At 71.2% G+C, this 12,714-nt stretch carries 13 protein-coding genes and 1 pseudogene; 7 read left to right on the forward strand and 7 right to left on the reverse strand.

Annotated features, from left to right (window positions below; all coding sequences use genetic code 11):
- The first annotated feature begins 3 nt into the window (after positions 1-3).
- Entirely contained in the window at positions 4-1,290 is a 1,287-nt protein-coding gene (locus GY24_RS11055) for an adenylosuccinate synthase (RefSeq protein WP_104475710.1), read from the forward strand.
- A 196-nt stretch (positions 1,291-1,486) separates the two neighbouring features.
- Here the strand turns inward: GY24_RS11055 and GY24_RS11060 are convergent, their stop codons facing one another.
- From GY24_RS11060 to GY24_RS11080, 5 genes are all read right to left on the reverse strand, one after another.
- Positions 1,487-2,227 carry a sulfite exporter TauE/SafE family protein gene (locus GY24_RS11060; protein WP_104475712.1) on the reverse strand — a complete coding sequence of 247 codons (741 nt, stop codon included), beginning with the start codon at positions 2,225-2,227 and terminating at the stop codon, positions 1,487-1,489.
- 63 nt (positions 2,228-2,290) lie between these two features.
- Positions 2,291-3,790 (reverse strand): sodium/solute symporter, encoded by a 1,500-nt coding sequence (locus GY24_RS11065; protein WP_104475714.1) that lies wholly within the window; start codon positions 3,788-3,790, stop codon positions 2,291-2,293.
- Positions 3,787-4,161 carry a DUF485 domain-containing protein gene (locus tag GY24_RS11070; protein ID WP_104475728.1) on the reverse strand — a complete coding sequence of 125 codons (375 nt, stop codon included), beginning with the start codon at positions 4,159-4,161 and terminating at the stop codon, positions 3,787-3,789. Before GY24_RS11070 ends, GY24_RS11065 begins: the two co-directional genes overlap by 4 nt.
- A 103-nt stretch (positions 4,162-4,264) precedes the next feature.
- The gene (locus tag GY24_RS11075) at positions 4,265-5,011 is read right to left on the reverse strand and encodes a LytR/AlgR family response regulator transcription factor (RefSeq protein ID WP_104475716.1); all 747 of its coding nucleotides are present in this window, start codon (positions 5,009-5,011) and stop codon (positions 4,265-4,267) included.
- Positions 5,008-6,324 (reverse strand): sensor histidine kinase, encoded by a 1,317-nt coding sequence (locus tag GY24_RS11080; RefSeq protein ID WP_104475718.1) that lies wholly within the window; start codon positions 6,322-6,324, stop codon positions 5,008-5,010. Before GY24_RS11080 ends, GY24_RS11075 begins: the two co-directional genes overlap by 4 nt.
- Positions 6,325-6,493: 169 nt before the next feature.
- On the opposite strand from GY24_RS11080, the gene GY24_RS11085 reads away from it, so the two are divergent.
- The 5 genes from GY24_RS11085 to GY24_RS11105 all read left to right on the forward strand — a co-directional run bounded on the left by GY24_RS11085 (position 6,494) and on the right by GY24_RS11105 (position 10,957).
- Positions 6,494-6,904, forward strand: coding sequence for a DUF485 domain-containing protein (locus GY24_RS11085; protein WP_104475720.1), 411 nt, complete (start codon positions 6,494-6,496; stop codon positions 6,902-6,904).
- 11 nt (positions 6,905-6,915) lie between these two features.
- Entirely contained in the window at positions 6,916-8,523 is a 1,608-nt protein-coding gene (locus GY24_RS11090) for a solute symporter family protein (RefSeq protein ID WP_104475731.1), read from the forward strand.
- A 150-nt stretch (positions 8,524-8,673) separates the two neighbouring features.
- Positions 8,674-9,624, forward strand: coding sequence for a DMT family transporter (locus tag GY24_RS11095; protein ID WP_324778417.1), 951 nt, complete (start codon positions 8,674-8,676; stop codon positions 9,622-9,624).
- 59 nt (positions 9,625-9,683) lie between these two features.
- A complete protein-coding gene (locus tag GY24_RS11100; protein ID WP_083362778.1) occupies positions 9,684-10,004 on the forward strand; it encodes a chorismate mutase in 321 nt (106 codons plus the stop codon).
- Positions 10,001-10,957 (forward strand): SDR family NAD(P)-dependent oxidoreductase, encoded by a 957-nt coding sequence (locus GY24_RS11105; protein ID WP_104475722.1) that lies wholly within the window; start codon positions 10,001-10,003, stop codon positions 10,955-10,957. Before GY24_RS11100 ends, GY24_RS11105 begins: the two co-directional genes overlap by 4 nt.
- Before the next feature lie 216 nt (positions 10,958-11,173).
- Here GY24_RS11105 and GY24_RS11110 read toward each other — a convergent pair whose 3' ends face one another.
- Positions 11,174-11,560: a RidA family protein gene (locus tag GY24_RS11110; protein WP_083362795.1), complete on the reverse strand. Its 387-nt coding sequence runs from the start codon at positions 11,558-11,560 to the stop codon at positions 11,174-11,176.
- A gap of 74 nt (positions 11,561-11,634) precedes the next feature.
- On the reverse strand, positions 11,635-12,369 hold the full coding sequence (locus tag GY24_RS11115; protein WP_161498728.1) for an IclR family transcriptional regulator: 735 nt from the start codon (positions 12,367-12,369) through the stop codon (positions 11,635-11,637).
- A 118-nt stretch (positions 12,370-12,487) separates the two neighbouring features.
- On the opposite strand from GY24_RS11115, the pseudogene GY24_RS17670 reads away from it, so the two are divergent.
- Positions 12,488-12,714, forward strand: a pseudogene (locus GY24_RS17670) (hypothetical protein); the annotation flags it as partial.

Consider the following 12,714-nt stretch of genomic DNA (forward strand, 5'->3'; position numbering starts at 1 on the left):
CACATGCCAGCAATCGTTTTGATCGGCGCCCAATGGGGCGACGAGGGCAAGGGCAAGGCGACCGACCTGCTCGGTTCCCGTGTCGACTACGTGGTCAAGTTCAACGGCGGCAACAACGCCGGCCACACGGTGGTCGTCGGCACCGAGAAGTACGCGCTGCACCTGCTGCCCTCCGGCATCCTGACCCCGAACGTCACGCCCGTCATCTCCAACGGCGTCGTTGTCGACATCGAGGTGCTGTTCGAGGAGCTCGACGCCCTCGAGTCGCGCGGCGTCGACGTCTCCAAGCTCAAGGTGAGCGCGAACGCGCACGTCATCACCCAGTACCACCGCACGCTCGACAAGGTCACCGAGCGCTTCCTCGGCAAGCGCCAGATCGGCACCACCGGGCGCGGCATCGGCCCGAGCTACGCCGACAAGATCAACCGCGTCGGCATCCGCATCCAGGACCTCTTCGACGAGAACATCCTGCGCCAGAAGGTCGAGGGAGCCCTCGACCAGAAGAACCACCTGCTGGTCAAGGTCTACAACCGCCGCGCCATCTCCGTCGACGAGATCGTCGACGAGCTGCTCAGCTACGCCGAGCGCCTGCGCCCGATGGTCGACGACACCGCGCTCACGCTGCACAAGGCGCTCGAAGACGGCAAGACCGTGCTGTTCGAGGGCGGCCAGGCGACGATGCTGGATGTCGACCACGGCACCTACCCGTTCGTCACCTCGTCGAACGCGACCTCGGGCGGCGCCGTCACGGGCTCCGGCATCGCGCCGAACAAGATCGACCGCGTCATCGCCGTCGTCAAGGCGTACACGACCCGCGTGGGCGCCGGCCCGTTCCCGACCGAGCTGTTCGACGAGTCCGGCGAGTTCCTGCGCGCCAACGGCTTCGAGTTCGGCACCACCACCGGCCGCCCGCGCCGCTGTGGCTGGTACGACGCCCCGATCGCCCGCTACACGGCGCGCATCAACGGTGTCACCGACTTCGTGCTCACCAAGCTCGACGTGCTCACCGGCCTCCCGACCATCCCGGTCTGCGTCGCCTACGACGTCGACGGCGTGCGCCACGAGGAAGTGCCGGTCTCGCAGTCCGACTTCCACCACGCCACCCCGATCTACGAGGAGTTCCCCGGCTGGACCGAGGACATCACGGGTGCGCGCACATTCGAAGACCTGCCGAAGAACGCGCAGGACTACGTGCTCGCGATCGAGGCCATCAGCGGCTCGCGCATCTCGGTGATCGGCGTCGGCCCCGGCCGCGACGAGATCATCGTGCGCCACGACCTGATCGACTAGTCGCTCGGCTCTGCTTCACCGGATGCCGGTGCCTCCCGTTCACGCGGGCGGCGCCGGCATCCGCCGTTAACGCCGGTACGCCACCCCGTACGCGCCGCGTGCCCGCGCATCGAAAAGCAAGAAAATGCTCCAAATGCGGAGTTTTGGCGCGTTTTCTTGCTTCTCGATGCGCGGGGCGGGGCGGGGCGGGGCCCCGTCAGGGCAGCAGTTTGAGCGTGCCGTCGATGAGGGCGACGGCACCGCCCGCGTAGGCGATCCAGATCACGGCGACGCGGGCCGCATGGTGGCTGATGCGGGTGTGCAGCAGCTCGCCGAGCCCGAGGCCGGCGACGAGGGCGACGACGACGAACACCCAGCTCGCGGCATCCAGCGCCGGAAGGGTGCCGCCGGAGAACGCGAACTTGGTGAGCAGCGACGTCGAGCCGATCAGGACGAAGTACGGCTGCAGCGTCGCCGCGAACTGCGCCTGCGGCCAGCGGGTCAGCACCGCGTAGACGCTGAGGGCCGGGCCGCCTACGCCGGCCGCCGTGTTCATGAACCCGGATGCCGCCCCGGCGACGATCGCCGCCGGCCGGCGGGGCACGGTCTGCGCGGTGCGGGTGACGACGAGCGACACGGTGAGCGCGGCGATCACGAGCACGCCGACGCCGATCTGCAGCTGCGGCCCGGCGAGGTTTGCGGCCAGCAGCGAGCCGGGCACGATCGCCAGCAGGGCGGGCACCGCCAGCCAGGCCAGGGTGCGCCACTCGATGTGCCGCCAGACGCGGGGGATGATCAGCAGCGAGGAGAGCACCCCGCAGAGGTTGACGATGAGCACGCCGTCGAAGGGGCCGAGGATGATGACGAGCGCGGGGGAGACCACGAGTGCGAAGCCCATCCCGGTGATGCGTTGGGCGAAGGCGCCGACCAGAACAGAGACGACGACCAGAGCGAGCATCGCTCCAGCGTACTGGGCGGCCAGAACCCGGGCGGGCGCTGTCCGGGCGGGCGCCCCTCGCCGCTACGCGCCCGGCAGGTGCCGATGCCGCTCCGGGGTGTGCAGGCGGGCCAGCACCCGGCTCACGCCGAGCGGGCGGCCCGACGCCGTCGCCAGCGACACGGCGATGGTCACGCCGAACGCGAGCGGCACCGTCCAGGCGGCGGGCTGCGCGAGCAACTCACCGACGAACGGCACGGCGCCGGCGAGCAGCGGCGCGAGCGCCGGGCCGAGCATCATCGCGCCGCCGCAGAGAGCGGCGCCGGTGAGCATGCCGGCGATCGCGCCTGGCGCGGTGAGCCCGCGCCACCAGATGCCGAGCAGCAGGGCCGGGCAGATCGTCGAGGCAGTGAACGCGAACACGAGGCCGACCGCGCCGGCGATCGCCGAGCTGCCGCTCAGGAGCGCGACGGTGAGCGGCACGAGCGAGGCCAGCACGGCCGCCCAGCGGAAGCCGCGCACGCTGCCGCCGAACAGCTCCTGGCTGATCACGCCGGCCAGCGAGACGACGAGCCCGGAGGTCGTGGAGAGGAAGGCGGCGAAGCCGCCGGCGATGAGCAGGGCGGTGAGCAGCTCGCCGAGCAGGCCGGGGGCGATCACGCCGGGCAGCAGCAGCACGACGGCATCCGCCTGCCCGCCCGCCGCCAGCTCCGGCATGAAAGCGCGGCCGAGGAAGCCGAGCACGGTCGGGAACACGTAGAAGACGGCGAGCAGGCCGAGCACGATCAGCGTGGTGCGGCGGGCGGAGGCCCCGTCGGGGTTCGTGTAGAAGCGCACGAGCACGTGCGGCAGGCCGAGCGTTCCGAACAGCAGCGCCACCAGCAGCGACACGGTGCGGTAGGCACTGGCCGGTTCGGTGCCGCCGAGCAGCCCGTCGCCGAGTTGGGCACCGAGCTCTGCCCCCGTCATGCCCTCGCGGGCGACGACGATCAGGAGGAACACGACCGGCACCGCGATGGCGGTGAGCTTGAGCCAGAACTGGAACGCCTGCACGAAGGTGATCGAGCGCATTCCGCCCGTCACCACAACGAGGCAGACGACGGCGGCAACCGCGACGGCGCCCACCCAGGCGGGCAGGCCGGTGCTGATGCTGACGGTGAGGGCCGCGCCGTGCAGCTGCGGCACGATGTAGAGGCAGCCGACGACGATCACGAGCAGGCTGGTGACGCGGCGTGCGGATGCCGACTCCACCCGCGCCCCGACGAAATCCGGCACCGTGTACGCGCCGGAGCGGCGGAGCGGCGCGGCGACGAACAGCAGGAGCATGAGGTAGCCCGCGGTGTAGCCGATCGGAAACCACAGCGCGTCCTGGCCGCTGAGCAGGATGAGCCCGGCGATGCCGAGGAACGACGCGGCGGAGAGGTACTCGCCGCCGATGGCCGACGCGTTCCACCAGGGCCGCACCGTGCGGGACGCCACGAAGAAGTCGCTCGTGGTGCGGGAGATGCGCAGGCCGTAGAAGCCGATGAACGCGGTGGCCAGCACGACGGTGGACACCGCGATGTAGCCGACGGCCTGGTTCACGGGCCCTCCTCGGCGAGGGCGGTGTAGCGCGCCTCGTTGCGGCCGGCCGCCCAGACGTAGAGCCAGGCGCTCAGCCCGATCATCGGATAGACGCCGAAGGCGAGCAGCAGCCAGGCGACGGGAACGCCGAACCAGCGCTCCGCCTCGAGCTCCGGGGTGAGCCGCAGCACGAGCGCGAACGCCGCCAGCGAGACCAGGAACCCGAAGGCGACCACGAGCGCCAGCCGCAGCTGGGAGCGGATCAGCGAGCGCACGTACACCTCGGCGACCTGCGAGGGCGCGTCGGCGCCGCTGCCCGCTGCGGGGTCGCCGCGGATGCCGGCCGGGCCCGTGCCGGGGGCCGCGCGCGATCCAGGCGCCGTCACCCGCACCCGCTGCGGGCGCTGGTCGGTGGCCGGCGCGCTGCCGGGGACGGGGCCGTCCGGGACGGGGCTGCCCGAGACGTGGCTGCCCGGGACGGCGCTCACGGGGCGCTCACGGCGCGCTCGGCTTCACCCTGTTGGCCTCGAGGCGCTCGCGCAGCCGCGGCAGGTGCCGCCGGCTCACCGGGATCTCGGCGCCGCCGACGGTGACGGCCGGGCTGCTCTGCCCGAGCTTCAGCCTGGTCACGTGCGCCATGGCGACGAGGTAGCCGCGGTGGATGCGGATGAAGCCGGCATCCGCCCACTGCACCTCCAGATCGGCCAGCGGCACGCGCACCAGGTAGCTGGCCTCCTCGGTGTGCAGCCGGGCGTAGTCCCCCTGCGCCTGCACGAAGCGCACCTCGGCGCGGTCGATCATGCGGGTGACCCCGCCGAGGGTGACCGCGATCATCTCCGGCCGCTCGACCGGGGCGCTGGCCTGGCCGCCGTGGCTGCCGGCCAACGTGTCGACGATGCGGCTGACGGCGCGCACGAGTCGGTCGGAGCGCACGGGCTTCAGCAGGTAGTCGACGGCGGCCAGCTCGAACGCCTTGAGCGCGTGGTCCTCGTCGGCGGTGACGAACACGACGGGCGGGGCCTTCGGCAGCTGGGCGAGCGAGCGGGCGACATCGAGGCCGCTGAGGCCGGGCATGTGGATATCGAGGAAGATGCCGTCGACCTGCTCCTGCTCGAGCAGCCGGAGCACGCCCGCCCCGCTGGAGGCGCGGTGGACGGCCCCGATGCGCGCGTCCTTGCCGAGCAGGAAGGCGAGCTCTTCGAGGGCCGGCAGCTCGTCATCGGCGATGAGCACGGAGATCATCGCCCCAGTCTCGCATCTCCCGCGCGGCTCGCCGCGTCGTGCCCGGGCTGGGACTTGGGCACCCGCATGGTGATGAGCGTGCCGGCCCCGACCGCCGTCTCGATCACGAGGCCGAACTCGTCGCCGTAGACCTGGCGCAGCCGCTGGTCCACGTTGCGCAGCCCGACGTGCTCGCCGTCGTTCTGCCCGGCGAGCACGGTGCGCAGCCGCTCCGGGTCGATGCCGACGCCGTCGTCCTCGATGGTGATCTCGGCGACGGCGCCGAGGTCGCGCCCGAGGATGCTGATCTGGCCCCCCTGCTCGGTGCCCTCGAGCCCGTGCCGCACCGAGTTCTCGACCAGCGGCTGCAGGCTGAGGAACGGGATGACGGTGCTGAGCACCTCCGGCGCGATCTGCAGCGACACCCGCAGGCGTTCGCCGAAGCGGGCCTGCTCCAGCGTCAGGTAGCGGTGGATGCTGCCGAGCTCCTCGGCGATCGTGGTGAAGTCGCCGTGCCGACGGAAGGAGTACCGGGTGTAGTCGGCGAACTCCAGCACGAGCTCGCGGGCGCGGGCCGGGTCGGTGTTGATGAAGCTGGCAATGGCGTTCAGCGAGTTGTAGATGAAGTGCGGGCTGATCTGGGCGCGGAGGGCCCGCACCTCCGCCTCGACGAGCAGCCGACGCGAGCGGTCCAGCTCGGCCAGCTCGACCTGGGCGGCCACCCAATCGGCCACCTCGTTGGTGGCGCGCACCAGCCCGGGCCGGGCGCGCGGGGTGAAGGCCGCGACGACGCCGAGGATGCGGGTGCCGGCCCGGATCGGCGCGACGACGGCGTCCAGCGCCGCCGTGCCGTGCCGGCCGCCCACCGCGCCCGCGGTGCCGCGCTCCGCCCGCAGCACGCGGGTCTGCCCGCTGGCGAAGACCTCGGCGGCGAGGCGCATCACCTCGACGTGCGGGTGCTCGCGGGCCGCGGAATCGAGGCCCGGCACGCTGGCGTCGATCGTGGCGATCGACCCCGTGGCCACGCCGACTCCCTCCGAGCTCGCACCCGCCCAGGCCACGACGGAGTGCGCATCGGTGAGCGCCAGCGCCTCGGCGCCGAGCAGCGTGCGCAGGTGTCTGGCGGCCTTGCCCGCCCCGGCCGGCTCGAGCCCGTTGCGCAGGTGCTTCCCGGCGAGGGAGGCCAGGTGCAGCGTGGTGAAGGTGGCCCGCTCGGCGTCGGTGGCCAGGTCCCGGCCGCCGCGCAGCAGCCGGAAGCCGATGAACAGGACGCCGAGCACGACGAGCGTCACGACGCCGGCGGCGGCAACGGTGAGCGACAACGACTCAGGCATCTGCCCAGAGTAGGCGACGGGCGGCCGCGGCATCCGTTCGGCGCAGCGGGGCGACCGCTCGGCGCTGCGTGCGGGCCGGGGCGGATGCCGGGCGCACCCGCTTTGGCAGAGTGATCGGACCGCGCGCGCACCGATGCCGCCGGTCGACATCCAGTTGAGGAGAAGCGCCATGGGCAACGACGCCCTGCACACCGCCGAGGCGACGGGCACCGATGCCGTCGACTTCGCCGCGATTCAAGAGACACCTCGATTCCAGAAGCTGCGCAGCAGGCACCGCCGCTTCGTGTTCCCCGTCCTGATCGCTTGCCTGGCCTGGTACCTGGCCTATGTGCTGCTCGCGGCATATGCGCCAGCGCTCATGGCGACGCCGGTCTTCGGCAGCGTCAACGTCGGCCTGCTGCTCGGCCTGGCCCAGATCGTCACGACCTTCGCCGTGACCACCTGGTACGTCACCTTCGCCAACCGCGAGCTCGACCCCATCGCCAGCGAGATCCGCGACGAGGCCGAGGCGGCCATCGCGGCGTCGGCCGCGGCGCCCCGCCACGCGGCATCCGCCCCGACCGCCGAGGAGTCCCTGTGAACCTGCACCTCATGAACCTGCACCTCGAGACCGGCTCGCACCCCGGCGACCCCGTCATCAACATCCTGATCTTCGCGGCCTTCGTCGCCATCACCATGATCATCGTGTTCCGCGCCAGCCGGAACAACAAGACGGCCGCCGACTACTACGCGGCCGGGCGCTCCTTCACCGGCGGCCAGAACGGCGCGGCCATCGCCGGCGACTACCTCTCGGCCGCGTCCTTCCTCGGCATCGTCGGCGCCATCGCCATGACCGGCTACGACGGCTTCCTCTACTCGATAGGCTTCCTCGTGGCCTGGCTCGTCGCCCTGCTGCTCGTCGCCGAACTGCTGCGCAACACCGGCAAGTTCACGATGGCGGACGTGCTCTCCTTCCGGCTCAAGCAGCGCCCGGTGCGCATCGCCGCCGCCATTACCACCCTCGTCGTCTGCTTCTTCTACCTGCTCGCCCAGATGGCCGGCGCCGGCGGCCTGGTGTCGCTGCTGCTCGGCATCGACGACGCCGTCGGGCAGTCGATTGTCATCACCGTCGTCGGCGCGCTGATGATCGTCTACGTGCTCGTCGGCGGCATGAAGGGCACCACCTGGGTCCAGATCATCAAGGCGTTCCTGCTCATCGCCGGCGCCGCCGTGATGACCATCTGGGTGCTCGCCCTCAACGGCTTCAACCTCTCCACCCTGCTCGACAGCGCGGTGGCGACGGCCGGCAACCCGGCGATCCTCGAGCCGGGCCTCAAGTACGGCGTCAGCGACATCGCCAAGGTCGACTTCATGTCGCTCGGCCTCGCCCTGGTGCTCGGCACCGCGGCGCTGCCGCACGTGCTGATGCGCTTTTACACGGTGCCCACCGCCAAGGAGGCCCGCAAGTCGGTCGTCTGGGCGATCTGGCTGATCGGCATCTTCTACCTGTTCACGCTCGTGCTCGGCTACGGCGCCGCCGCCCTCATCGGCGCGGATGTCATCGCAGCCGCACCGGGCGGGGCGAACTCGGCCGCGCCACTGCTGGCCTTCGAGCTCGGCGGCCCGCTGCTGCTCGGCCTGATCTCGGCGATCGCGTTCGCGACGATCCTCGCGGTCGTCGCCGGCCTCACCATCACGGCGGCCGCCTCCTTCGCCCACGACATCTACGCCAGCGTCGTCAAGAAGGGCAACCCGGCCCCCGGCTCCGAGATGAAGGTCGCCCGGCGCACCGTCGTCATCATCGGCGTCGTCGCCATCGTCGGCGGCATCGGCGCGAACGGGCAGAACATCGCCTTCCTCGTCGCCCTGGCCTTCGCCGTCGCGGCATCCGCCAACCTGCCCACGATCGTCTACTCGCTGTTCTGGAAGCGCTTCACCACGCAGGGCGCGCTCTGGAGCATGTACGGCGGGCTCATCTCGGCGATCGTGCTGATCGCCCTCTCGCCGGTCGTGTCCGGCTCGGAGTCGGCCATGATCAAGGGCGCCGACTTCGCGGTCTTCCCGCTGGCCAACCCCGGCATCGTCTCGATTCCGCTGGCGTTCCTGCTCGGCTGGCTCGGCACGGTGCTCGACAAGAAGACAGAGGACCCGGCCAAGCAGAGCGAGATGGAGGTGCGCTCGCTCACCGGCATCGGTGCAGAGAAGGCGAGCAGCCACTAAGGCGCCAGGCGCTCCGGGGGCGCCGTCGGCCGCGAGTCCAGACTCGCGGCGGGCGGCGCCCACTGCCATTCTTCGGCGCATTTCGGACTTCGCGCCCGAGCGGCGCCCGCTGCGCGCGACAGGGCCCGCCCCGCGCGATAACGTCGTCGAGTGAGCAACGCACCCACCCAGAACCGCAGCTACGGCCAGGTCTCCATCGCGCTGCAATTCCTCGCGATGGGCACCATCTGGGGCGCCAGCTTCCTGTTCATGAAGGTCGCCCTCGACGGGGTCAGCTTCGGCCAGATCGCGTGGTCGCGGCTGGTGCTCGGCGGACTCACCCTCGGCCTCATCGTGCTCGCCACCCGGCCGCGGGTCGCCGGCGGGCCCGTGCTGCCGCGGGAGAAGATCGTCTGGCTGCACTTCACCGTCATCGCGATCACCGGCTGCGTCGTGCCGCACCTGCTCTTCGCCTGGGCTGAGCAGTACGTCTCCTCCAGCCTGGCCAGCATCTACAACGCGGTCACGCCGATCATGACGGCCGTGATGGCGACCCTCGCGTTCCGGGTGGAGAAGCTCGACCGCGGGCAGGTCACCGGCATCGCGGTCGGGGTGCTGGGAGTGATCGTGATCATCGCCCCCTGGCAGTACACCGCGCTGACCGGCTCGCTCTGGGGCCAGCTCGCCTGCATCGGCGCGGCCACCTGTTACGGCTTCACCTTCGGCTACACCCGCAAGTTCCTCAGCCAGCGGCCGATCGCCGGCGCCACCTTCGCGTTCCTGAACATCGGCATCGGCGGCGTGATCATGCTCCTGCTCACGCCGGTGATCGCCTGGCACCCGGTCGCCCTGACCTGGCCGATCGTGCTCAGCCTGCTCGCCCTCGGCGCCCTCGGCACCGGCCTCGCCTACATCTGGAACATCAACGTGCTGCGCGCCTGGGGGCCGACGAACGCGTCGACGGTCACCTACGTCACCCCGGTCGTCGGCGTGCTGCTCGGCGTGCTCATCCTGGGCGAGCGCTTCGGCTGGCACGAGCCGCTCGGCGCCGCCTGCGTGCTGCTCGGCATCCTGCTCGCCCAGCGCCGGCTGCGCTTCGGCCCGCGCCTCGCCACCGCCTGACGCGGCGCCCCGCTGCAACATCGGCGTGGGCCGGATGCCGCGGGCGATAGGGTCGATGCATGGCAGCAGACGAGCGCGAGGCGCGCGAAGAACTCAACGGCATCCGCATGAGCATCGACAACATCGACGCCGCGCTCATCCACATGCTCGCCGAGCGCTTCAAGTACACCCAGCGCGTCGGCCGCCTCAAGGCCGACCACGGGCTGCCGCCCACCGACCCCGACCGTGAGCGCCGCCAGATCGCGCGGCTGCGCGCCCTCGCCGAGGAGTCGCACCTCGACCCCGCCTTCGCCGAGAAATGGTTCAACTTCGTCGTCGCCGAGGTGATCCAGCACCACGAGGAGATCGCCGGCTCGAACGGCTCCGCCGACACCGAATGACGCAACCCGGCGGCTGGAACCCGAGCGAGCTCCCCGCGCAGCGGGGCAAGACCATCGTCGTGACCGGCGCCAACGCCGGGCTCGGCTTCTGGGCCAGCGAGCAGCTCGCCCGGGCCGGCGCGCACGTGGTGCTGGCCTGCCGCGACGAGGGCCGGGCGGATGCCGCGCTCCGCGCGATCCGCGCCCGGGTCTCCGGCGCCTCGGTCAGCACGCTTGCCCTCGACGTGGCCTCGCTCGACTCGGTGGCCGCGGCATCCGCCCGACTGCTCGAGGTGGAGCGCATCGACGGCCTCGTGCTCAACGCCGGAATCGTGCACCCGCCGCGCACCCGGCAGTTCAGCGCGGACGGCCTCGAGCTCGTCGTCGCGACGAACTACCTCGGCCACTTCGCGCTGACCGCGCAGCTGCTGCCCGCGCTCCAGCGCACGCCGGGCGCGCGCGTGGTCGCGCTCGGCTCGATGATCTCGCGGCTGATGGACTCCACGCTGGAGGACCTGCAGCTGGCCGGCGGCTACAACTCGTGGCGCGCCTACGCGCAGTCCAAGATCGCGATGCAGGTGTTCGGCTTCGAGCTCGACCGGCGGCTCGGCGCCGCGGCCCGCGCCGCCGGCATCGGGGATGGCGCCCGGGCCAGCGCGCTCGTCGCGCACCCCGGCTACTCGATCGGCGGGCGCACCCCACGCGTGCCCGGCGTCAACGAGCCGAGCGCGCTCAAGCGCTTCGTGGACAACCTGCAGGCGCCGATCACGCAGGGCAAGAACCGGGGCGCGTGGCCGATCGTGCGCGCCATCGCCGACCCGGCCGCCCGCGGCGGCCAGTACTGGGGCCCACGCTTCCTGAACAAGGGCGCACCCGTGCTGCAGGCGCCGAGCAAGACGAGCACCGACCGCGCCATCGCCGAGCGCGTCTGGCGCGAGTCCGAGCAGCTCACCGGCGTCGACTTCACGCTGTAGCGCCGGCCAGTGCTCAGCGGGCGTCGGAGGCGTTGGCAAGCCCGGCCGCCGATCGACTACGCGAAAAGTGCGCCACGCGGCGGGCGGTGGCGCATTTTTCGCGTAGTCGATGCGTCGAGGGCGGACGGATAGCCGGCCAGGGGCCGCGGGGCGCGCCCCGGCAGCGGAGGCAGGTGACCCCTCGAGCGTGTACACGACGTCAAGGGGGAGGAACAGTTAGGCCGTCGGCAGTGCGACGACGACGTCGATCTCGACCAGGATGTTGGCGAGGTCGCTGCCGACGGTGGTGCGCACGGGGTACGGCTCGCTGAAGAAGCCGGCGTACGCCACGTTGTACTCGGCGAAGTCGCGGTGCAGGTGCTGCAGGTGCGCGGTGGTCTTGACGACGTCGTCCATCGTGGCGCCGACCTCGTTCAGCACGGCCTGGATGTTGCGCAGCACCTGTGCGGTCTGCTCGGCGACGCCGCCGGGCACGACCTCGCCGGTGGCCGGGTCCTGCGGGCCGAAGCCGGCGGTGAACAGGAAGCCGTTGGCGACGACACCGTGGCTGTAGGGCCCGGCGGGCTTCGGGGCGTTCGGGATGGTGATGGCCTGCTTGGTCATGGGGATTCCTTGCTGTGAGTTGAGTGCGTACCAGTATGAGAGCGGATGCCGTCGCACTCGGCATCCGGCCGGGACTAGCCCAGTTGCGCGCTGATGCGAGCGGTCGTGTCGAGCAGGTCGGGCAGGTGGTGCCGGAGCGCGTCCAGGTCATTGACGACCTTGATGGAGCTGATGGAGAGGGCGCCGAGAACGGTGCCGGTGGAGTTGGCGATGGGGGCGGCGATGCAGTTCATGAAGTCCTCGAACTCGCTGTCGTCGACGCCCCACCCGCGGCCGGAGATCGTGGCGAGATCGGCGTCGAGGCTGGCGCGGGAGGTGTGCGTGGTGCGGGTGAACGCCGTCCACTCGGTGCCGGCCAGCAGCTCGTCGCGGCGTTGGCTCGGCAGCTGCGCCAGGATCACCTTGCCGACCCCGGTGGCCTGCGGCAGCACCGGAAGGCCGATCCGCGAGTACATGCGCACACTGGAATCGCCTTCGACCTTGTCGATGTACACGACGCTGCGCTCCAGCAGCTGGGCCAGGTGCACGGTCGTGCCGACGCGGCGCTGCAGGGCCCGCAGCTCCTCGTGGGCGACGCGGCGCAGGTCGAAGTTGTCGAGCGCCTGCTGCGCGATCGCGATGATGCGGGTGCCGATGGCGTACTGCCCGTCGGCCCGGTGCATCACGAAACCGGCGCGCTCGAGCGTCTGCAGCTGGCGGAACACGGTCGTGCGGTGCACCTCGAAGTGGGTGGCGACCTCGTTCAGGCTGCGCGGGCTGGCGGCGAGCAACTCGATGATCTCGGTCGCACGGTGGATTGTCTGTGACACGGCGATCTCCCCTAGAGTGAACTCACTAGCCATTCTTGCACAGGGTGTTGCAACATGTGCACACCGTGTCGGCGTGGATGGACAGGAAATGACCGGCCGAGCGCCGAGAAACCGAGGAATGGTGCCCGACTGGATCCTGCGCGGCGGCGAGGTGATCGACGGACTCGGCGGTGCGCGCTTCCGCGCCGACGTGCACATCAGCGCCGGCCGGATCAGTGCGATCGTGCCTGTCGAATCGGCCTCGTGGGTTGAGCCCGTCGAAACCCCGGCCCGCATCCTCGACATCACGGGGCTGATCGTCGCCCCGGGCTTCATCCGCCACGACCGGCTCGCCGCCCGCCTGCA

This window comes from Microterricola pindariensis (assembly GCF_002936985.1).
Classification (GTDB): Bacteria; Actinomycetota; Actinomycetes; order Actinomycetales; family Microbacteriaceae; genus Microterricola; species Microterricola pindariensis.